Source organism: Chitinophaga sp. YR573 (assembly GCF_900110995.1).
GTDB lineage: Bacteria > Bacteroidota > Bacteroidia > Chitinophagales > Chitinophagaceae > Chitinophaga.
Genome location: NZ_FOJF01000001.1, coordinates 4,260,538 through 4,283,615, shown reverse-complemented (window position 1 = coordinate 4,283,615; position 23,078 = coordinate 4,260,538). Strand labels below are relative to the sequence as shown.

General features: G+C 43.8%; 11 protein-coding genes. All 11 read right to left on the bottom strand.

Annotated elements, in window-relative coordinates:
- Window positions 1–8 precede the first annotated feature (8 nt).
- Window positions 9–3,659 (bottom strand): SusC/RagA family TonB-linked outer membrane protein, encoded by a 3,651-nt coding sequence (locus BMW86_RS17945; RefSeq protein WP_089783093.1) that lies wholly within the window; start codon window positions 3,657–3,659, stop codon window positions 9–11.
- 338 nt (window positions 3,660–3,997) lie between these two features.
- Entirely contained in the window at window positions 3,998–5,011 is a 1,014-nt protein-coding gene (locus BMW86_RS17940) for a FecR family protein (protein ID WP_089783092.1), read from the bottom strand.
- Between the two features lie 163 nt (window positions 5,012–5,174).
- Entirely contained in the window at window positions 5,175–5,768 is a 594-nt protein-coding gene (locus BMW86_RS17935) for an RNA polymerase sigma factor (protein WP_089783091.1), read from the bottom strand.
- A 275-nt stretch (window positions 5,769–6,043) separates the two neighbouring features.
- Window positions 6,044–8,122: a T9SS type A sorting domain-containing protein gene (locus BMW86_RS17925; RefSeq protein ID WP_089783089.1), complete on the bottom strand. Its 2,079-nt coding sequence runs from the start codon at window positions 8,120–8,122 to the stop codon at window positions 6,044–6,046.
- 25 nt (window positions 8,123–8,147) lie between these two features.
- Complete coding sequence (locus BMW86_RS17920) at window positions 8,148–9,311, bottom strand: carbohydrate-binding protein (protein WP_089783088.1); 1,164 nt, start codon at window positions 9,309–9,311, stop codon at window positions 8,148–8,150.
- Between the two features lie 74 nt (window positions 9,312–9,385).
- Entirely contained in the window at window positions 9,386–10,807 is a 1,422-nt protein-coding gene (locus BMW86_RS17915) for a T9SS type A sorting domain-containing protein (protein ID WP_089783087.1), read from the bottom strand.
- Between the two features lie 288 nt (window positions 10,808–11,095).
- Window positions 11,096–13,279, bottom strand: a complete 2,184-nt coding sequence (locus BMW86_RS32560) for a glycosyl hydrolase family 18 protein (protein ID WP_143056608.1) — start codon at window positions 13,277–13,279, stop codon at window positions 11,096–11,098.
- An 84-nt stretch (window positions 13,280–13,363) separates the two neighbouring features.
- Entirely contained in the window at window positions 13,364–17,455 is a 4,092-nt protein-coding gene (locus BMW86_RS33200; protein ID WP_089783086.1) for a glycosyl hydrolase family 18 protein, read from the bottom strand.
- A 331-nt stretch (window positions 17,456–17,786) separates the two neighbouring features.
- On the bottom strand, window positions 17,787–19,994 hold the full coding sequence (locus tag BMW86_RS17900; RefSeq protein WP_177189297.1) for an OmpA family protein: 2,208 nt from the start codon (window positions 19,992–19,994) through the stop codon (window positions 17,787–17,789).
- Window positions 19,995–20,039: 45 nt separating this feature from the next.
- On the bottom strand, window positions 20,040–21,032 hold the full coding sequence (locus BMW86_RS17895) for a PorP/SprF family type IX secretion system membrane protein (protein WP_177189296.1): 993 nt from the start codon (window positions 21,030–21,032) through the stop codon (window positions 20,040–20,042).
- Between the two features lie 32 nt (window positions 21,033–21,064).
- Window positions 21,065–22,813: a T9SS type B sorting domain-containing protein gene (locus BMW86_RS17890; RefSeq protein ID WP_177189295.1), complete on the bottom strand. Its 1,749-nt coding sequence runs from the start codon at window positions 22,811–22,813 to the stop codon at window positions 21,065–21,067.
- Between the last annotated feature and the right edge of the window lie 265 nt (window positions 22,814–23,078).

Here is a 23,078-nt window from a genome sequence, read left to right as displayed (position 1 = left end):
ATCTTCTTTTAGATACCTACTTTTAATGAAAGAGTAAATTGCTTTTGGATCGGCTGCGCAACACCTCCTGTATTGAAGAATTCCGGGTCCTGACCTCTCAGTCTTTTATCAGAATAAATCAACCATGGATTAATAGCAGCAGCAGTTATGGCGATGCTGTTAAATGCCGTTCTATTGAGTGTGGATGCGGGTACCAGGTAAGTGAGCGATATCGTTTTCAAACGTATCAGATCTCCTTTAGCTACCCTTGCTGTTGAATAGTTGTAGTTGTTGTAAGGATATGCCCCACCTAACAGTGTTTGTTCCAGTCCGTCGAGTATGGAAGGTGTTTGTGTAGCCTTCTCATCACCAGGCATCATCCAGCGGTCATAAAATTCCTTAGGCATTGCGTCCATATCGGAATAAGATGTTTTAAAGGCAGGATACATCCTGATCTTATTGCCCCACTGGTAAGTAACAAATACGTTCAGCGATAAAGCCTTATAATGGAAGGTATTGGAGAACCCACCTGTTACCGGAGGATCTACCGGCCCTTCGTACACCAGGTGTGTAGTGTTCAGGTCCTGCAGGTATACATCCTTGCTCTTATCTCCATTCTGGTTAATGAATTGCGGCGCACCATTATTAGGGTCCAGACCTTTGTATTGAAGAGAAAATAATCCTCTTACAGGGTAACCTTCCTTATTACCACCTTCTGCTACCACCAGGTCGAATATGGCCGGGATGTTCTTCGCATTGGTGATCTTATTGGTATTGTAACCAAAAGTGAAATTGGTTTTCCATCCCCAGTCTTTACGTTTGATCACATCTCCGCCCAGCATTATCTCCAGCCCTTTGGAATCCATATCCGCATAGTTGGCCGCTTTGTATGTTTCACCGCCAATACCGGAAGTTTTGATGATACTGATCAGGTCAAAACTCTTCCTGGTGTAAAGGTCCAGGGCTAAGGTCAAACGCCTGTTGAATAAAGTCGCATCCAGACCAACATTAGTAGTGTACAATTTCTCCCATGTTAAGTCGTCGTTTTGAAGATGTGCTATCTTAATTACAGATTCTACTTCAGACAGATGCGGCCTGTTGGTATTTACAGTTTTGTATACGATGTTAGAGTTGGTAGCAGGGCCCATACTGGCGGTTAAACCATAGCTGGCCCTCAGCGCCAGGTAATCTACCCAGGACAGTTTTTGGATGAATGGTTCTTTGTCCATGTTCCAGGAACCTGATAAGCTCCAGGTAGGCAGCCAGCGGGCATTAGAAGAACGTCCAAGGCGGTTGGAACCATCATAACGGGTAGTACCGCTAAAGTTATATTTGCTGTTATAAGCATAGGTAGCCGTTGCATAAAAAGCAGCAAAACGGTCGTAGTCCCTGCTCATTCCATAATAAGGGAAATTGCTTTCTATTGTTTGTTTCAGAATGCGGTAATCGGTGAATGCTACACCGCCGTTATCATACTGGTAACCATAACCGGTGTTCGCTGCGTTCTGCCTGTCTGCATACTTCACCTGCTGGCCTATCATGGCATTCAAACTATGTTTTTCACCAGCACCGAAGTTGTTGGTGTAGTTAAGGCTGTTACGGAAATCATAGTTGATCAGCTGATCTTCTGTACGGTTATAAAATCCACCATATGGTAATACGATCTGCGGTAATGCATTCGGATTATCCGGGTCTCTGTAAAGGAATTTATTGTTTTCAGCAATGGTAGCATTATCCGCTGCGCGGTATGCATTTGCCATATTGCTGTTCTCTGTGATCTGGTGTTCGCGGGAAGACTTTACATAACGTAATGCTCCTACAAATTCATAACGGAGATTCTTTGCCAGCTTCCAGGAGAAATCTCCCTGCAGGCGTAAGTCCATCATGTTCAGGTCCAGGTAATTATTCTGCAGTTCATTGATGATATTGAACGGTGCAAAATTTCTTCTGAAATATTCCAGCTTGCCACCCTGATCATATGCAGTGAGTGTACGACTGGTATTTAAGGAATAACTGAATGGATTGATATCAAAGTCGCGGTCATACTGTCCTTCCACAGGATTGCTGGTACGTGTAAGCGCACCTGGTGCTCTTTGCTGACGAACAGAACCCAATACAGAGAATCCTGCATTTACTTTATCGGATAGTTTGTAGTTGTTACGGAAGTTTAAAGTATAACGGCTTACACGGTCTGCAATCGTCCAGCCATTATCATGATAAAAACTGGTAGAGAAATAAGACTGTGATTTTTCAGTACCGGAAGAAATACTGAGGGAATGTTCCTGGATGAAACTGGTTTTGAAAAGTATGTCAAACCAGTCTGTGTTGGCAGAAGCATATCTTAACAGGAACTGGCGTTTAGCTTCAGGCGTATTCTGCAATGGAAAGTTTCCATTCTCATCCGCATTCAGCTTTTCATACATCTTGCCATACACACCTATATCACTACGGGAAAGGATATCTGAAGTAAGACTTCCTTTTCTTTCCAACTCTGCCAGTACAGACATCTGCTGGGCAGAATTCATGATGTTGTAATTATCATAAGTGGGCTTCAGCTGAGTGCTGAAGTTACCACTGTAAGCAACCATTGGTTTAGTACCGGCGCGGCCTTTCTTTGTAGTGATCACCACTACACCGTTCATCGCGCGGGCGCCATACAAAGCAGTAGCAGCAGCATCTTTCAGGATGTCAAAACTCTCAATGTCATTCGCGTTCAAACCTGCTACAGCGGAGCCCATCAGTGTGGTAGGATCACCACTGGATAACTGATCGTTGGAGATGTTCACCACATCTTCCAGCACAACACCATCTATCACCCATAAAGGTTTGTTATCACCATTAATGGAAGTAGCACCACGTACGCGGATTTTAGGCGCTGTACCAAACGTACTTGAAACGTTCTGTATAGCAACACCGGCAACACGTCCTTCCAGCATACGGCTTACATCCGGCATCCCGTCTATTTTCGCATCCTCTGCTTTTATGCGGGTAGCAGCCCCGGAGAATTTATTCTTATCAATATTCTGAAAGCCTGTCACTACAACTTCCTGAAGTTTAGTGAGCTTCTCTTTCAGTTGTATTCTTACCAGTCCGCCTTTATAATTGGCCAAACTTACTTCCTGTTGCTCATAGCCAGTAAGGCTGACAATAAGTACCGCATCGGCGGGAATATTTTTTAACTCGAACAATCCATTACCATCTGTAGTAGTTCCCCTGGTAGTGCCTTTTATCATGATGGCAACACCGGGTAGTAATTCTTTTTTCTCAGAAGAAATCACACCTCTTACATCCTGGAAACGCATGGCTATGCCTCTGTTCCCCTGGGGAGAAAGCATAGTGCTTATTTTTTTATCACTCTGCCGTATTACAATACGATCGTACAATACAGTATAGGAAAGAGAATAGGGTTTTAATAACTTGTTTAATAAATCGCCTACTTTTTCATTGTGTGCATTTACGTTCACCTTGTTTACCGCAACCACTGAATTACCTGCATATATAAATGACACGTCAGCAAGATTACCGATCTTATCCAATGCTTCTTTTAACAATACATCTTTTAATTCCAGTGAAATCTTTCTGTCAAGTGCATCCTGTATGCCTGTTCCAGCTGCCTGCATTTTTGTTGTGATCAGCAGTAGCATTATCAGTTTAAGGAATAGGGTCACCTTTTTATGCATGTGGTTTTGAATTGTTTTGTACATTTCAGGAAATAGAGATCCGTTCCCGGTTTTTTTGAAACCAGGGCAATAGTGCACCTACCGCGGTGCGGGGCATAGTTTTTTCATTGGATTAACCTAATAGGGAATGGTTAACCAGAAGGCATCGGTTCAGAATACATCATCATTTCGATTTAGTTTGGTTGTTGTGCAATATTGAGTTTACAGCAAATGGTTAACCAGCTGGTCAGTGAATGGATTATAAAACCATCACACTATCCGTAGCGATTCAGTACATCTCATAAGGCTATCAAATTCGGTTAACTTTATTCCAGGTTTACGACTGGATTTATCTTTACTTAACGACAGTTTCCACCACTAATTAAATATCCGGTTCCACTACTGTCCTTAGTGATTTTGGCGTTCAATGATACAGCGATCAGTGTGAGTGCTTTCTCCAGATCATCCACGGTATTAACATCTCCGTAAAAAGCACAGTGTTGTAATTTTTCTTCTACTGTAACATTAATATTGTAATACCTCTGCAGGTCGTTTACTACTTTTATCAACTCAGCTCCATCATATATAAATCTGCCTTGCTGCTTTTGTGCATAAAATCTCGCATCATCAGGCGCATCAGACATTTGTAACTGATGTGTGGTACTGTTATATACCACTCTTTTATTGGCGGTCAGGATTACTTCCTGTGCTTTGTTATCCTTGCTGTCGTTGGCATGTACCTGCACCATTCCTGTTAACACCACTACCCTGGCTTCTCCCCCGTTCCTTGCTTCCATATTAAAGGAAGTTCCCAGTACGGTGGTATTGATGAGAGAAGATGCCACTATAAAAGGATTTACGGCATTATGCTGTACTTCAAAGAAAGCCTCACCTGTCAATGCCACTGTCCTTTCTTCTTTTCCAAAATTACCGGTATACTTCAGTGTTGATCCGGGCTCCAGGTATACCAGGGACCCATCCGGTAACTTTAATGTTTTCCGCTGTTTCTCTGCAACGAATACCATCTGCTTCACAGGTTTCTTTATCACATTCAGGTATCCTATGCCTGCCAGCAGGATAACAGCTGCTGCCGCTGCAACCTTCCATGGGCGTAACCATTTGTTTCCGGTTTTCACCACGGATAACTGGCGGCTGGCAATGCGCTCATGTATACGCTGAAGAAGCCGCTCCGACACCTCTCTTTCCAGAAGCGGTTCTTCCATAAACAGATCTGCATTGTAAGCATCACCTGCTATCTCCTTTAATGTTGTAAGATCATTTTCATTCAAATATTGCAGCAGCCAATCTCTTTCCTCCTGTTTCCAGTTTCTTTCATGCAACAGATGTTTGAGGTATTCCTTTCTGTTCTGCACTATTTTGATTGATTATTTAAACTAAATACGGGGGTATACAGAAAGTGGGGGGGTGTACCAGGAGAAATATTTATATATTTTTAAAGATAATATTAAAAGGCGTGAAAAGACAGCCCTGACGGACGTATTGCATTATAATACCGAACACATTTCGCCGCTGATCCTAATCGTGATAATTCAGGAAAAGGAGGAACAAGACAATATATTTATTGTGCTCTTTGTTTTTTTGGATGTAGTCATTTAATTTGACCATAGCGATGGACAGATGTTCCTTTACAGTATTACGGGATATTTTGAGTTCTTCGGCTACCTCATCATAGGTTTTACCTTCCAGTTTACAGAGAGTTACTATTTTCCGTTTTTTGGGAGAAAGTTGAGCAATGGCTTTTTCTAATAGTTGGTATTGGTCTTCATATATATTCTTACGGTCCAGTGAGTAGTCATCATCAAAATCAAGGTTCAGGAGTTCCTTGTGGATGGTCTGCTCCCGCAGTTTCTTACGCACATAATCAACCGAGAGGTTAAAACTGATCACAAAGAGCCACCCGGCCACTGACTGGCTGGGATTGATATCCTTCCTCTTTTCCCACAGTTTGGCAAATACCTCCTGGAGAATGTCTTCTGTTACAATCTGTTCCTTTACAAACTTGAAAATATTGCGGTACACTGCCTGGTGATATTTCCAATACAGTGTATCAAAAGCGCTTACTTCATCTTGTTGTAACCTAACGACTAACTCGGCATCTTGTGTATTCATATCACGACATTTATATAAATTGTATTTTTATAATACAAATTATATTGCAGTTTAATGGGTCTGGGTATCCAAACAAAAGCTCCATCATTCCGACAGATAAAATAGTAACATTTCTTTTTATTGTTCATTATTTTATAATAAAAAATTAAATTAAGACTATTTAGAATGTATTTAATGCTGATATATTGACCTTGACAATATTGGCCAAAAAACAGGAAAGTCATCCCAGGTCGAAACCCGGGATGACCTCCTTCATATAATCTGTAATCTAACGATTAATATTTCACGATTTTCTTCGTCTCTGTAGTCGTTCCGTTAAATATCTTGATTAAATACATTCCGGCACCCAGATTAGACAGGCTCAACTTATCTCCGCTAACTATACGTTTCAGCGGTAATACGGTTTTACCATCCAGTGAGTACACACTTATGTACAGGGAACCATCCTTAGCAGTGCTGGTAGCTTTTACAACTACTTCATTTACAAAAGGATTTGGTGATACTGTCAATGCAGTCTGTAATTTACTGTCTTCATCAGCAGTAGCTATTTTCTCAACAGTTCCAACTGCACTGGCTTTGCGGGCTGATCCTGCTGCACGTACCACTATTGAAGAGGTCCAGTCATTCAGGTTAACAGTTGTTCCATCGCCCAGACCAACGGTCACCAGGCAGGAGAAATCTGAAGCAGGGAATATGTATGCTGCACCGGTGAAGTTATAATCCTGATAAAGAACTACTTCTAAACCACTTGGTATTTTGATGGAAGAAACATCATCATTTAATACACCCAGGGCATTCAGTTGTGCAAGCGTATAGCTACCAACTGGCAGGCTAACAGCATATCCTTCATAGTTACAATCTTTGTATACAGTAGCTGCTGTTGCAGTTGGTGCAGGAACAGTACCTGTAATGGCGTAGCTACCCAATGATCCGTAGTTAGAATAACCGTCGGTAGCAGGGGATCCATAACCGGTACCGGTAACAGCGACATAATAAGTACCAGCTGACAGCGTAGCGCTGAGTGAAGCAGGCAATCCTGAAGGATTAGCGCTGGTCACTACTCCGCCACCGCTGTTGTACAGGGTAGCCAGAATGTCCAGGTTAGGCTGACGGGTAGGTGTGGCAAAATTCAGGGAAATGCTGCCACCACCGGTAGTGAACTTAAAGATGTCCACATCACCGGTACGTTCAATCACACCTGTGCTGTTCACAGCACCTGTACCAGTTACAGCAAGCGTAGCTGCAGAACCAATGGTTCCACCATAGTCGTCTGTCCTGTAACCAACACCATAAGTAGCACTGGCTATTTTAGCCAGGTCGTCTTCTGTGTTATTGGCGCTGGCATATTCACCTTTGCTCCAGTGTACAACTGGTACATAGTAACCTGCACCCATAATTGGAGCCCACAAGCCATTACCCAGGTAATAACCTTCTGCAGGGCTGATACGGCCATCGTGTCCAAGACCGAAGGTATGACCCACTTCATGAGAAGCAGCGTCACCAGCGCCCTTTACACCACCGTTAAATACCCAACAAGGTGTTTCATTACCCCAGTTGAAAGATCCAATGTAAGCAACGCCACCAGATCCCGGAGCAGCTGTGTTTGTTGGCGTGAAGATGCAACGCATTCTCCTGTTGGCAGGATAAGTGTTGTATACTGCTTCGCTGGTAGTGATGTTTAACAGGAATGGACGGTAGTCTTCACTTACCAGTTCCCATACTTCCTGTTTCTGTGCATCTGTCAGTGTAGAAGCTGCGGCATTAATAGGGTTACCGTTATTCCAGTAAGCACTGGTTACATACTGACCGTCAAAGTCCAGCAGTACCACACCGTTACCACCAGGATAACTTTGCAGATCAGTTACAGCCTGTGCAACAACAGCAGCAGTTGAAGCTGTTCTGGCTGTTTCAAGAGGTGCCGGTGTATAATCTATACACAGGACAGAATCTACAGATATTTCTTTTACATAGGCGGTACCGGTATTGTCTGTATAATATTTGTACGCCTTCTTTGTTTTACGCAGTACGATGTTACCAGTCAGTACACCATTCTTGATCTCCAGCACGAAAGAAGAACCCGGTACATTTTCTATTTCACCAGCTACTAATTCTTCGCCTTTACCATCTGTACGACGGGTATTCACTTTTCCGGTCAGTATTGTACCTGCATCAACTCTCAGTTCAGCAGCACTTGCCAGACGGTTATTAGCACCTGCTTTGGCCTGTGTTCTGATATCCTGTAAAACGCCAGCTGTTGAGCCTAAACGGTAAGGTGCTTTCTGCTGGCCATGTGTGATGGCTGCAGCCATTAATAAAAAGGCAGTGCCTGATATATATTTTAGCATTGTGTTCATAGGGTAAACTGTTTAATGGTTAGTATTAGAGTTTGGTGATCTTGAACCAGTTCAGATTCCAGCCACCTGCCTGTGCATAGATACCGAAGTTGTAAGTACCTGCATTGATGGTTACTGTATGAGAAACAGTTGTCCAGTTCTGCCAGCCGCCGGTAGAAGGAATATCCAGGTAACCCAGAACGGTAGAACCTGCATTCAGGTCCAGAGACAATCTGCCACCACCACTCAGACTAGCTACACGGTATTCAATTTTGTAAGTACCGGTAGTAGGAATAGTGATAGAGTTGTAAGCCATCCAGTCGCCGGTATCAATATAACCAACATTCAGTCCGCCATTTGTGTCAGTAGTACCTTCTGTCTGTACACCAGACATTGAACTGTAAGACTCCGCTTCTACCTGTTTGGTAAAACCAGGATTGGTGCCACCACCATCCTGATAAACTCTTACGTAGTCAACATACATTTTGGCAGGGAAAGCATTGCCATCAATGTTGAAGCCAGGCCAGTTACCACCAATAGCGAAGTTCAGCAGGATGAAGAAGTCCTTCTGGAATTCTTCAGTTCCACCTGCATTATTCAGGATATTGATTTCAGTATACTGAGCTCCATCTACAAACCATCTGATATAAGCAGGGGTCCATTCAATGGAGTAAGTATGATAAGCCGTAACAGATACCGGTGTAGCACTGCCATAATCGGCCTGTGCACCATTGGTACCTACCCAGTGTACGGTACCATTTACATCGGCATTGGTGTTTACGTGTTCCATGATATCGATCTCACCGCAGGCCGGCCAGCCTACAGTACCGATATTACTGCCAAGCATCCAGAAAGCAGGCCATGAACCAGAGAAAGAAGGGATGGCAATACGGGCTTCTATTTTACCGTATGTCCATGATTTTCTTCCCTGTGTTTTCATTCTTACAGAGGTGTAAGCAGCGCCTCCATAATTTTCCTTTTTGGCATTAAGGACTAACTGACCATTTTCTATTGTGGCATTTTCCTGGCGATAGTATTCCAGTTCATTATTGCCCCAGCCACCGGCACCGGTTTCAAATACCCAGTCGGGTCCGATAGAGCTGGTAAACTCGTCCTGCCAGACAAGCTGCCAGTTTTGCGCCGAAGCTGCACTGCCGGTGAGTGCCAGCAGGCCGGTTAACAATAGAGGTAATTTTAATGATCGCATCATAAAGGGTTTTGTTTAAATGGTTAAAAAAAAATATGGTTTGCTCTAAAATCCGGGTTACATAAAACTTCGTCTTATCAATTCTTCACAAATCTTCTGCTAATGGTTTTTCCATTCTTTGTATATACCAGTGTATAAATACCAGTGGCTAATCCGGATACATCTATCCTGTCAGATACTACTTTAAATGCCCGTGCAGGACGACCCATAATATCATATACCTGTATAATTCCACCGTTCAGTTCAAAGTTGGTATGGATCCTTATTTCATTCGTTGCCGGATTAGGATAGAGAGCAAGGTCCAGCGTTGCTATCTTAGCGCTAGCAAGGGCCGCACTGGCTGTCTGTACTCTCAGTGAACTGATGATATCATTCCAGCTCTGACCTACCAGGCATGAATTATCTGCTGTAATCGTTAATGAGTTACCTGCATAATTATCATCAGAATATACCACCGTTTTATATCCGCTGTTTATTTTTACAGAAGAGATATCATCATTCAGAATACCATAAGATCTGAGCTTTGTAAGTGTATAATCACCCAGAGGTAAACTGATCCCTAATCCCAAATAGTTACAATCTTTATAGAAAGTGACAGCAGGAGTACTAAGCGTACCTCCTCCAAAAACATTTCTGATAGCAGTAGCATAATTAGCAGTACCGGAAGTATTATCAAAATCATCATACAGCCACATGAATCCACCTTTTATAATACTGCTGCATGAATTCTTCCAGGTTGTTAACTGACTCTGCACCTGTGCCGTCGTTTTTTCCGCATCCCATAAACCTGCATACACAGGTACACTGCCAAAGCTCCAGTTACAGGGAGAATTGCCACTGCCACCGGAATAACATTGCAGGTCCACACGATCTATTGTACCAGCCCGCTGATTGTTGGTATTAGTAGCTACGGTGGTCCAGAAAGTCTTATTGGTATAAGGCACCAGGGATACCTTGAAGCCCAGGTTACCCAGCATTACAGCCAGTGATGTAGCAGAACCTGCGTCATAAGTCAGTTCATCATCAAAGGCAATCGCATCTACAGAAGGGAATGTGTTTTTAAGCGCCTGGAAGTTTTTGTACAGCGTACTGGTGCTACCCGTTCCCTGAGCTGCAATCAGGTTCTTTACATTCGCAAATGTGCTGCCGCCCCATGCACTTAAGCAAAATTCTACCCTGTTAATAGTAGAAGGAGCAGACTTCAGCAATGCAATATCATTTGCAAAATTGGGATAACTGCTGGCACCAATATAAGCGCCATTCTGAATAAGCGGGAATTCCGCATTAAAGTTAAAGTTACCACTGGCATCAATATGTATGGTCCATACCACTACATAAGTGAAGCCGGAATTTCTTAGTTCATTGATGGAATAGCTTCTGTTCTTGTAAATGGGGCCACCACCATAAACACCTGACTGAGCCTGCAGGGTATGGATGTTGATTGCGGCAAAAACGAAGAGAAACAATAGCCTTAAGAAAAGTTGTTTTCCTGTGTTCATTGTTTTGCTTTTTTTATAACGTGAAAGAGGTCATGATGCCGACGTGGATGCGGGCATCTGTTTGGTTGTTGTGCAGTAAAAAAGAAGGAAGTAAAGTTCTAATCATAGCAGCATTTTACCGGTGATAGTTATTTTGAGGGAAAAACTGCCAGGTATTGTACCTGACAGGAGTAAAAAATTCTGGTTGATAAAAGATCAAATGCGAACTACGTATTGAAGCGATTTTCCGCCCTTGTCCGTAGTCCGCAATTGATGATGTTTAGTTGCGCTAATCCTTAATATGCCTGATTACATGCGAACAATTTTCGCACTTCCTTTGCGTGTTCCGCCAGCATTGGTAGTTTTGATAATGAAGGTACCCTGTGGTACACGACTGATATCAAGACTGATCAATTGCTGACCTTTTGCACCGGCAGTGTATTCTTTGTGTAATACAGGGCTGGTACCGTTTACGCTCCAGATCTCGATGTATACTTTTTCAGCAGCAGCTGCACCCACCTGTAACTGCAGGGTTGAACCTGTAACAGGGTTAGGATATGCAACCAGTGTCTGAACAGCAGTAGACTGATCAACGAGGTTGTTAGCTGTACTTGCTACTCTTGCACTTGAGCATGCGCCCAGTGGCTGCCACCACCAGTCAGCGGTACCAGGAGTAACATTGTACAGTGAATTCGCAAGGCTCTGATAGAGGTAGCCATTGTATACTACTTTGTCACCTATGTTGTAGATGGCAGGATATACTGCATATGTTGGTACACCAGCACAGTTACCTGTACCTGTGCTGCCTCCTGTTACAGTAATACTAACAGCACCACTTGTAGTAGTTGCACCGGCATTATCAGTAGCGATAGCTGTCAGAGAATAAGTACCTGCTGCTACGCTGCCCCATGTATAAGAGTAAGGAGAAGCCGTAGCTGTACCCAGTTTAGTGCTGCCATTATAGAAGTCTACTTTGGCAACACTACCATCTGCATCTGTAGCAGAAGCAGTGATAGTAACAGAAGCCGGAGCGGTGAATGATGCACCACCTGCAGGAGAAGAGATACTTACTACAGGAGATACATTACCCGGATTGGTAGTTCCACCGCAATCAGCTACATAACTCCATACCTGACCATCGCCGGTATGTGTATCCGGCTGTTCATTCTGTGTCCACCATTTAGCAGTATATAACTTGCTGTTGTAAACAACCTGCATACCATTTGTGTATACAGAGGCAGCCTGCCAGGCAGCGATACCACTACAGTTACCGCCGCCTGTGCCAGTTACTACGATAGCGATTGTTGCTGACGTTGTCACAGCTCCACCGTTATCAGTAGCCCTGGCAATAAGGCTATAGCTGCCCGCTGCTACATTAGTCCAAGAATAGGTATAGGGACTGGAAGCATCCTCACCCAGTTTGGTGCTTCCATTGTAGAACTCAACTTTTGTAATACTGCCATCTGCATCAGAAGCATTAGCATTAATTGTGATTGACGCTGGTGCAGAGAATGATGCATTTGCCGCAGGAGAAGTAATGCTTACTACAGGAGATTGATTACCAGGATTAGTTCCACCGCCTTTTACTATTACTTCATCATGAATAGCAGACAACAGGGAATAAGTACCGACTGCATCCTGAGATAATTCCCACATCATAATACCACCTCCCTGATCATAAGCCAGGTCGGTTTTACTTTTGATAGTAGTGATACCATTGTAACCTACACCGCTATACGTATCAGCATAAGGACTTGCTCCTCTTGCTATCAGCGCAGCATAAGACTCCCAGCTTGGACGACCATAGAAAGGTACACCCAGTACTGTTTTATTAGCTGGTAACCCTCTGCCCTTCCAATAAGTAATCGATTGCGATGCATAAGTATAAGTAGAATGATCATAGTTGTTATAATCATACGCCATCAGGTTTAAAAAGTCTACCTGTGCAAACACCGAACTGAGAATACTTTCTCCACCGGTCCCTACTACCGCTGCTGTTAACAGTTTGCCCTGTCCGTGCAGCTTGGTAGCTAACGCTGTCATCAGTGCCACATAATTATTAGCAGAGGTACCTGCATCAGGATATTCCCAATCGATATCAGCGCCATCCAGATTATACTGGCTCACGAAGCTGGAGATATTGTTAACGAAATTAGTGCGGTAGGTAGTGTTACCTGCCAGTGTTTCGAAACCATTATCATTACCATCATTCCATCCACCTACAGAGATCATCACCTTTACGCCATTTGCATGTGCCAGAGATACAAGGCTTGACAGCTTGGAAGAGTTGTCAATAGCCTGTAAGCTACCATCGGCATTAGGCAGTAAAAATGCGTAATTGATATGGGTAAGTTTACTGTATTGTACAGCATTTACATCTCCGGCCCAGGAGGGCATATACCCTATTACTTTAAACTGAGCGGATGATAGTAAGGAAGAGATAAGAAAGGCACAGGATAATATACCTGCTCTTATCCATTTTTTTGTTGTCATTGTGCTTTCGTTTGAGGGATAAGATTGTTATTAAAAAATCAAATGCGGACCAGGAATAGTCCGCATTTGATCTCTATATTGTTGTTACATGCGTATCATTTTCGCACTTCCTTTGCGTGTTCCGGTAGCATTGGACGTTTTGATAATGAAGGTACCCTGTGGTACGCGACTGATATCAAGACTGATCAATTGCTGACCTTTTGCACCGGCAATATATTCCTTGTGTAATACAGGGCTATTACCGTTTACGCTCCAGATTTCTACATAAATCTTTTCAGCAGCAGCTGCAGTTACCTGTACCTGCAGGTTTGAACCTGTAACAGGGTTAGGATATACAACCAGTGTCTGAATTGCAGTAGACTGATCAACGAGGTTGTTAGCTGTACTTGCTACTCTTGCACTTGAGCATGCGCCCAGTGGCTGCCACCACCAGTCAGCGGTACCAGGAGTAACATTGTACAGTGAATTGGCAAGGCTCTGATAGAGATAGCCATTGTATACTACTTTATCACCTACGTTGTAGATAGCAGGGTATACTGCATAAGTTGGTACACCAGCACAGTTGCCTGTATTACCTGTGGTACTTGTTACAGTAATACTAACAGCACCACTTGTAGTAGTTGCACCGGCATTATCAGTAGCGATAGCTGTCAGAGAATAAGTACCTGCTACAACGCCAGTCCATGTGTAAGAATATGGAGAAGCAGTAGCTGTACCGATTTTAGCGCTGGCGCTATAGAAATCAACTTTAGCGATCGTACCATCTGCATCTGTAGCAGAAGCAGTGATAGTAACAGAAGCCGGAGCTGTGAATGATGCACTTGCTGCAGGAGAAGTGATACTTACTACAGGGGATACGTTACCAGGATTGGTTCCTCCACCGCAATCAGCTACATAGCTCCATACCTGACCGTCTCCGGTGTGAGTATCTGGCTGTTCATTCTGTGTCCACCATTTAGCAGTATATAGTTTGCTGTTGTAAACAACCTGCATACCATTTGTGTAAACAGCAGAAGCTGACCAGGCAGCAATACCAGCACAGTTACCACCAGTTGTACCATTCACTACGATGGCAACAGTTGAAGATGTTGTAACAGCACCGGCATTGTCTGTTGCTTTAGCTGTAAGGCTATAGCTACCTGCTGCTACATTTGTCCAGGAATAGGTATAGGGACTGGACGTAGATGTACCTAATAAGGTAGTACCATTATAGAACTCCACTTTAGCTATTGTACCATCTGCATCAGAAGCTGAAGCAGTAATAGAAACAGAAGCAGGTGCATTAAATGTTGCATTTGCTGCAGGAGAAGTAATGCTTACTGACGGAGCCTGGTTACCACCTGTGGTACCAAAGAAATAGGGATAATAGTTACTTGCAAATTCGCTGTTATTTACCTTGTCCCAGTTAACAGACCAGGTCATGATACCACGCAGCCCTGGATAACCAGCAGCTTTGCGCAGTACATAAGTACCACCGTAAGAAGTACCCTTAGTCAGGTAATCCAGTGCTTTCTTCACTTCGGTTGGAGAAGTATATCCACTGCCCGCAGCAGAAGTAGAAGCAGGTAAGCCAAATGCTACCTGGTCTTCACGTAATGCCGGGAAAGTCTGACTTGTACCAGCTACAGGGAAGCCCTGTAACAGCATTTCTGTCATAGATACGATGAAGTCTGCAGTAGATGAACTGTATACTTTATTATCAAGTCCGTTCACAGAACCTGTATTGTATAACTGAGGCTGGATCCAGGTCAGTTCGTTACGCAGACCATAAATGATTGGCAGGTAAGCACCTACCAATGGAGAGTAAGTAGCACCATAAGCTGTCTGTACATAGTAAGTTTCCGGCGCCATTGTCAGCCAGCAGGTCTTACCCTGTGCAGTGCGGTAAGAAATTACCTGTTTAGCACCAGCTATCAGGTTAATTACCTTAGGTGTAGTTGGAGCGGTGAAGTTGTTATCACCGTTATTCAGCTGTAAAGAAGTACCACCTTCAATATCGAGGTCGAAACCATCGAAATTGTAAGCATCCAGTATACCTTCCAGACTGGTGATGAAGGCCTGTTTTTTGGTATCGTTATCCAATACCAGCGTACCGCTTTCTCCACCGATAGATATTAATACCTTTCTGCCCTGAGATTGCAGGGTAGCGATATCTGCCTTGATTTCCGCAGCAGTATTCTGATCAGGTGTAAAGCTGAGAGTAGCATAGTCGCTTGCTGTTGTTACGGCAAAAGCAACTTCAATTACATTGTATCTTGTATCTACATCTTTCAGACGGATGTATGGAGATGAAGAAAGATTCCAGTTCTGCCAGTAACCTACTAATACCTTACCGGTAGAAGGATTGGTTGTACCGGTAGTAACGGTTACAGCAACACTTGAAGAAGTGGTAGAAGCACCACTGTTATCAGTAGCAATTGCTTTAATAGTGTAAGAACCAGCTGCTACATTACTCCATGTATAAGAGTAAGGAGAAGTAGTGGACGTACCTAATAAAGTAGTGCCATTGTAGAACTCCACTTTAGCAACCGTACCATCGCTGTCTGTAGCAGTAGCGGTGATACTGATGCTGCCGGGAGCAGTGTAAGATGCATTTGCAGCCGGAGCTGTCAGGTTTACTACAGGAGCAACGTTGGTAGGAGTACTGCCATCTGCAAATACAGCATTCAGTTTATTTACCAGCGGAGAAGTAGTAGAAGGGCAGTAGATCAGTTTGCCTTTGGCAACGGTGTTGCTGGTCATGTTCAGCATATCACCAAATACCTGCCATACGATCACACCTGCCAGGGAATTGTCTTTGATATATTTTGCTTTCTCACCTATTGAACGTTCGTTGTCATAGCTGAGGAAGTAGTTACCTTTGGTTCTGTAAGGCACCTTTGCCACATCATCCCAATATTCAGTCCAGCCGGAAGAAGCCATTATCGCACTGTAGTTTGGTGTACCATCCCACAGGTTTAATGCCCAGTTGGTGAAGTCAGCAGAAGTAGATACCGGACCATCAGGCTGTAATGTTACAGAAGTTTTTACAGTAGCTCCGTTTAATGCGGCAGCACTGCTTGTAACAACACCGCGACCATAGAAAGGTGCACCGATGTTCACCTTAGCCATGTTCACGTTTAATGTTTTCAGACCTTTTACAGTAGCATCGATAGAGAAACCTGAATATTCAGCGCCAGGATAATCGTATAATGGAGCATTATGACCTGCTTTATTTGACCAGCCACCATTATAGTCGTAGGTCATCATGTTAAAGTAGTTCATTGAATTGTTCAGACGTGGCCAGTCGAAGCCGGAGAGCTTGGAAGGAACAGCAGAAAAGGCAGCAGTGATCAGTTTGTCTGCACCGATAGCAGCTCTTACCGCTTCTACCATGATAGCAAAGTTGGTATAATCTGCAGCGCTGTAATGTTCGATGTTCATACCGGGATTACCTGGGTATTCCCAGTCAAAGTCGATACCATCAAAGCCCATTGCTATCAGTTTTTTACAACCGGCAACAAAGTTGGCGCGTTTGGTAGCATCAGCAGCCATTTCAGGGTAGTGTTTACACATACTCCAGCCACCGATAGAAGCCATTACTTTCACACCTTTCTGGTGAGCCAGGTCAATTACGCCCGGAGCACCACCCTGTTTTGGAACAGATAAAGGGAAAGCGCCGGTAGCACCAGTGTTCACGTTGCTCCAGCCACTGCCGGAGTTACGGTAACCCAGTGAATAGGCATAACTGCCATCTGTAATGTAATACAGCGGAGCATCCAGCTCCCCGTATAACAGGAACATATCCCAGCTGCTGTAAATGTCTTCATTTACAAGTGCAGCGGGTTCCTGTACAGCACCTACCTGGTAGATGTTCTTGTTACGGAAGTCACCACTGTGCAGTGATCCGTCTTTAGCCACCCCAAAGAAAGAGAAATTGAGGATGGTGTACTGGGAATAATCCACGTTCAGCTGGTTGTACCCCCCTTTTGGTACGATACCGGCAACGTCCTTCCAGGCATCCCACTGGGTGATGTACCCGATCACCTGTTTTTTATGGTTTTTGGTGGTAGCCGAAACGGTCGGGCTTACCTGGGCATGCAATGCCCCATAACCACACAGGGATAAAAGGAGAAGGAAAAAATGCTTTACATAGGCATATGGCAAAGCATTACGAAGAGTAACATTTACTTTCATTTATCACTGGTTTTGTTTAGACGATATGGAACTACATTGCTCTTTCTCTTACGGATTTATCACTGCAGATAAAGGATCAGCCGGGTTTCAAGGCTTTTCAGACTGTTCCGCGCATAGGATGCGTGCAGATGACAGGACCGGGTTTCATAGAATTAAATGGCTATATGGTTAAGAATGTATCAGGTGTTCTCAACACTTTGTCAGGCTCTCACGATAAAGATGTCGTGTGTAATATTATTTGGTACCATCTCAAAACTTATTTTTTTTCCCAATAATGCAAAAAGCCCTCCCGGATTTCTCCGGAAGGGCTTCTTTATATTATTTCTCTACATCATTGAGGTGTGATTTTCAGTGTAGTACGTCTTGCAGCCTGGTATTGACGCTCTGTACAAGGAACTCCTTTTCCGCAAGGGTCTTCCGGATCTTTACCGATGTTTTCATAGTAAAGTTTGTTGGAAGCAATACCTTTCTTGATCAGGTAGTCAATTACAGCGTAACAACGCAGTGCAGAGAGGTCCTTATTGTAAGCATCAGAACCGCGGGCATCTGTGTAAGAGCGTACCATCAGTTTCCAGGTTGGATACTGAGACAGTACAACCGCTACCCTATCCAGCATTTCTCTTGACGCGGTGGTCAGGATAGCACTGTTAAAGTCGTAGTAGAACTGCAGGTGTTCCATTTTATTGAGGATAGCGTTGTCCATATCGGATAAAGGCTGTTTCTCCTCTTGTTTCACAACCGGTTTTGCAACTGGTTTTGTTACGGCTACTGGTGCTGCAGGACTATCAACCGGAGGCGGTGCAGGCAATGAAGTCTGGCGTTTTGAAGTCATTACCGGCAGTTCTTTTACAGGAGCAGCTATTGGTGCTTCAGCCGGTGTTTTGAACGGTGAAGTTACAACTGGTTCGCTTGGTGCCTGTTCTGGTTCCGGAACAGGTGTAGTAGCGTTGGTTAAAACGGATGCCTTTTTCTTCCTGGAAGAGGAGGATCTTGGAGCATCTGAAACCGGAGCAGGAACAGGAACTGCTGCAACAACTACCGGAGGAGCTACAGGAACTACAACAGGTGGTTTAGTAGCTACGATAACAGATTCTTTAACAGGTTTTTCCGGTACTGGTTTGTCAGGAATGATTTCAGCAGGTTTGGTTGTTTTCTCTGCCAGGATCACATCTGGTTTATCAGGAACCGGAACAGGATCTGTATAAGGCTGAATACCACCGTCACCATTAAATCTTTCAGCGAAGTGAGTATCCATGAAGCGATAGATATCATCACTACCACCACCACCCGGGCGGTTGGAAGCGAAGTACCCTTCGTACATGTTGGCTTTCATGATAAAGCCCAGATCATCACCACCGGAATTGAAAGGTGCACGGAGATTTTGCAGTTTAGTCCAGTCGGCATCTTCACCGGTAGCGCGGAAGAGATCAAATCCGCCCATACCAGGGTGTCCTTTACTTGAAAAATAGAGTATTCCTTTTTCATTATAAGTAGGGAAGGCTTCGTCGAAAGGAGTGTTGATGAATGCTCCGCAGTTTTTAGGTTTACCCCATCTGCCATTCTTTTGTTTTTCGCTGTACCAGATATCCATTTTACCTTGTCCGCCATTTCTGTTGGAAGCAAAATACATGGTTTGTCCGTCGCGGCTCAAAGCAACCTGTCCGGTAGAACTTCCTGAAGAGTTGATTTCTTTCAGTGGTTCCAGAGGGCGCCATTCGTCTCCTGATTTTACAGACCAGAAAACCATCATAACACGTTCTCCGTTTACAGGACCGCGTTTTCTGCGGTTAGCGATATCCTGCTGCCAGGAGTTCAGCGTAACATATAAAGTATCTTCTCTTGGATTGAAGCAGATAGGTCCTACGTGATAAGGTACTTTACCCAGTACTTCAGGTAATATTTCTTCTACGTAGGTATTTGCTACACCCTGTGCATATTGTTTAAAGAGGTAAGCTTTGAAGTATGGTTGGTTGGTACGTGCATCGATAGATGGATTACGTTCCGGGGCAGAGTTCATGGACATTTTGCGATACCCGTTAGATACCAGCAGGAGTCCTTGTCTTGTAACCCCGCTCACCCAGTCAGCACCGGAAGAGCTAAGTTCCTTGATGTTTTCCATAGCCATGTCTACCCTTTCGGATTTCCATGCTATAGCACTGTCACAGCCAGCCAGCATAACATTTTTAAGGCGCATACTATCAGCTTTTCCACTTCTGAATTTGCTGATCTGTTCTTTTGCCTCAGAATATTTACCTATGCTTTTCAGGATTTCTCCATACAACAGATGTACAGATGAAGGGCAGTCCGGTCTTGCTTCCAAACGCTGATACCATGCCTGGGCATCATCGTATTGTCCGATCCGGCTATAACATTCAGCCACTTTCACCAGTACTTCGGCAGCATGTTTTCCTTTAGCTTTTTCAGCCACTTTACTGTATAAAGCTCCTGCAGCGGCATATTCCTGTCTCTGAAAAGCTTCATCAGCCATCACCCGAACGCTTTTCTGCTCCTGGCCAAACAGCAACACTGGAAACAACATCGTGGTGCATAATATTATCGAACAACGTAGCATACTCTTGTTAAATTAAAAATACCTGGGATTGGAAGTAGTGTATTGCTTGGAATTAAATAAGATGCCTATTGATATTTCATGGGATCCTGGCATTTTATTCATGCTCATGTCATAGGAATAGCCGACGCGATACTTTGGAGTGATATAATATTCCACAATCGCGCTTGCAGCATTTGCTTTATCAAGTGTGGTTGGCAGTGAATTCTTTTTCCATAAAGGAACGCTTGTTCTATATGATCCGCCAATCCAGAGTAATTCGTCCATGTGCAGCATCAGAGTCAGGTCTACAGCAGTAGGTCCGGAAAAATCATCTTTCAGCATAAAGGAAGGCTTGATAGAAATATCGTCTGTCACTTTGAACATATATCCTGCTGTTACATACAGGTGTTGTTTTCTGCGGATGCTTTCGTAGGTATATCCTCTCCATTTGTAACCGGTGCTGGTGAATTTGGAAAACAGATCCAGTACAGAGAGACCGAAGTAGAAACGGGGAGTGTAATAATACATACCGAAGCGTGCATCCGGAGTGGTAGCTTTTGCAGAACCATCAGGAATGATACGGTCACCTGTGTCCAGATATTCCAGGTCACTACCATTCAGGCTGTATTGCGTAGCTCCGATACCGATACCCAGGCAAAAGCGGCGGGTATCTTCTGCATCCAGTCTTATACGGTAAGAATAAGATCCGTAGAGAGATATTGCTTTTTGCGGGCCAAGATTATCCATCATGGCCTGTACACCAAGACCCACATTTGTTTCCCTGTTAGGTCTTTTCAACGGACCATCAAGAGATACTCCACCGGTGGTTGGCGCTCCCGGGAAGCCGCTCCACTGCTGACGGTACATGGCATTCAGGTTCAATACATCTTTGTAACCTGCGTAAGCGGGATTTACACTTATCCCGTTAAAAATATACTGACTGAACTGTACGCTTTGTTGTGCGTGGGCGCCTGCTGTGAGGCAGAGTAATAATGCTACAGTAAGCCATTTCTTTTTTGTGTACATATTAGTTGCACTTTTAGGATCACAGTTCATCATTATCTTATTATCATTACCCATCCCTTGTATGTCTTTATAGTTCCGCTCTGATTCAGGTCAAGCTGGTAATAATAGGTACCTTCGCTCAATCCGGTAGCGCTCCAGTTGTTTTCGTAGCTTTTGGATTGGTATACGGTATTACCCCATCTGTTAAAGATGTGTAAGGCACTGTTAGGATACTTTTCTATACCTCTTACGTAGAAGAAATCGTTTTTACCATCTCCGTTCGGAGTTACTACTGTGGATACAAAGAGGTCTTTTGATCCAGGTGTTACAGTAACAACTGTTCCCACTTTACCATCACAGGTACTTAGAGAAGGATCACAACCAATTGTAAATAATGTGGTATCTGCAGTTTTGACAACTGCGGTATTGGTGATGCTCCTTACACCTTCCAGATGCGCATCCATTGTTACCGTAAATCTTGATACAGACTTGGCTCCGGCCGCAACGTTATCAATGATCCATGTTACGGAATTGGCACCTGCGTTATACGCACCCCCGTCTTTGATACTCTTGAAGGTAGTACCAGGAGGAACCAGATCATTTATCGTTAGAGTGGTAATGGCAACGTTACCTGTGTTATGTACGTATACATAGAAGGTTACATCTTCACCTGGTGATGCTGTTCTTTCTGTGTTATCATTATCATTCAGCCATAGTTTCCAGGTTTCAAAAGATGTAACACTTTTAACCGGAATGCTGGTAGATGGTCCTATTGTAGGAATTGTAGAAGGATTGTTACCGGTAGCATCCACAGGTACTGTATTGAAAGCAGACTTATTATTATTAATATCTACAGTTGCTGTATTTTCAATAGCGGTTGCACCTGTAAGATCCTGAGCGACCGTTACATCGAATGAAACAGTATCCTGGGCACCGGGTGCCAGAGACGGAATCGTCATTGTCACCACTCCACCAACTGGTGCAGCTCCAGTACCATTAGAAGTATATCTCCAGTTGGTATAAGATGGTATATTGTCCGTTATAGAAATGTTAGCCAACGCAGCAGTACCCATATTACGTACCCAGATAACATAGTGAATAACGTCTCCCGATCCTATGTAACCACCTGCACCGGAAGGCGAATATACCTGTGTTTTCCAGGCTACGGCATTCATACCGTTATCTACCGGGACCTGTGTGCCATATTCAGTGGCGGTAGGTATTGGTCCACCTTCATAAAAAGCGGCAGTCTGGTAACCATTACCATCGCTAAAATCAACGTAGCTGTTATCATTTATATAGCCGATAGCTGCAAGTGAACCACTATTGACTGTCACAGTGAAAGTAAAGGTTGCATAGGCGCCCGCAGCTAATGGTAGTGCAGGAGTGTATGTTATCTGAGAACCACTGAGAATATACCCTGCCGTTGCTCCGTAAAGGGAGGTATAAGCAGGAATATTAGACATGATAGTCAGTGCAGTAATCGGATCAGTCCCTGTATTATGCACGTGTACAGTATATGCTATCTGATCGTTGGCTATCACAGCACCACCGTAACCACTGCCGGAGTAATTGGTAGTTGTCCACGCGGTATAAGCGAAATTCAAAGGTCTGTTAGCTTTAACAGATGCTGGAGAGGTACCACCACGAGTCCTGGTTGCAGCATTTGCCGCTGCTGGCTGCCAGGAAAGACCTGCCAATAAAAGCAGTATCAACGTTTTAGTGCCATGTACCAGAGCCTCCCGCCGCTGCATAAAATTTAGCAGGGTTAAACGGGTGGAATTGTAACTAATTGTGCGCATAGGCATAGGATTACTGTAACAGAGGTAAGTTGAATGCTTGTCTAACAAATGTGTTGCCCCTTTATCTTCATTAACATATTGGAATTACCAGACTGGTAATTATTATATATATACAGCCGGCTTTCCCGGTGTCGATAATCTGGTATATGCAGTAACGCCAATATAGCGGTCCACATATCCTGTAAGGCAGCATTATTCATTGGTTAGAGATTATGATTTATAAATACCCGATTTTCAAGTATATAGTAAATTCGAATATAAAAAT

What these genes read in the sequence shown, in the direction of transcription:
- BMW86_RS17895 (WP_177189296.1), bottom strand. Translation starts at nt 21,032, where the DNA reads ATGTACACAAAAAAGAAATGGCTTACTGTAGCATTATTACTCTGCCTC.
- BMW86_RS17945 (WP_089783093.1), bottom strand. Translation starts at nt 3,659, where the DNA reads ATGCATAAAAAGGTGACCCTATTCCTTAAACTGATAATGCTACTGCTG.
- BMW86_RS17925 (WP_089783089.1), bottom strand. Translation starts at nt 8,122, where the DNA reads ATGAACACAATGCTAAAATATATATCAGGCACTGCCTTTTTATTAATG.
- BMW86_RS32560 (WP_143056608.1), bottom strand. Translation starts at nt 13,279, where the DNA reads ATGACAACAAAAAAATGGATAAGAGCAGGTATATTATCCTGTGCCTTT.
- BMW86_RS17890 (WP_177189295.1), bottom strand. Translation starts at nt 22,813, where the DNA reads ATGCGCACAATTAGTTACAATTCCACCCGTTTAACCCTGCTAAATTTT.
- BMW86_RS17935 (WP_089783091.1), bottom strand. Translation starts at nt 5,768, where the DNA reads ATGAATACACAAGATGCCGAGTTAGTCGTTAGGTTACAACAAGATGAA.
- BMW86_RS17920 (WP_089783088.1), bottom strand. Translation starts at nt 9,311, where the DNA reads ATGATGCGATCATTAAAATTACCTCTATTGTTAACCGGCCTGCTGGCA.
- BMW86_RS33200 (WP_089783086.1), bottom strand. Translation starts at nt 17,455, where the DNA reads ATGAAAGTAAATGTTACTCTTCGTAATGCTTTGCCATATGCCTATGTA.
- BMW86_RS17915 (WP_089783087.1), bottom strand. Translation starts at nt 10,807, where the DNA reads ATGAACACAGGAAAACAACTTTTCTTAAGGCTATTGTTTCTCTTCGTT.
- BMW86_RS17900 (WP_177189297.1), bottom strand. Translation starts at nt 19,994, where the DNA reads ATGTTGTTTCCAGTGTTGCTGTTTGGCCAGGAGCAGAAAAGCGTTCGG.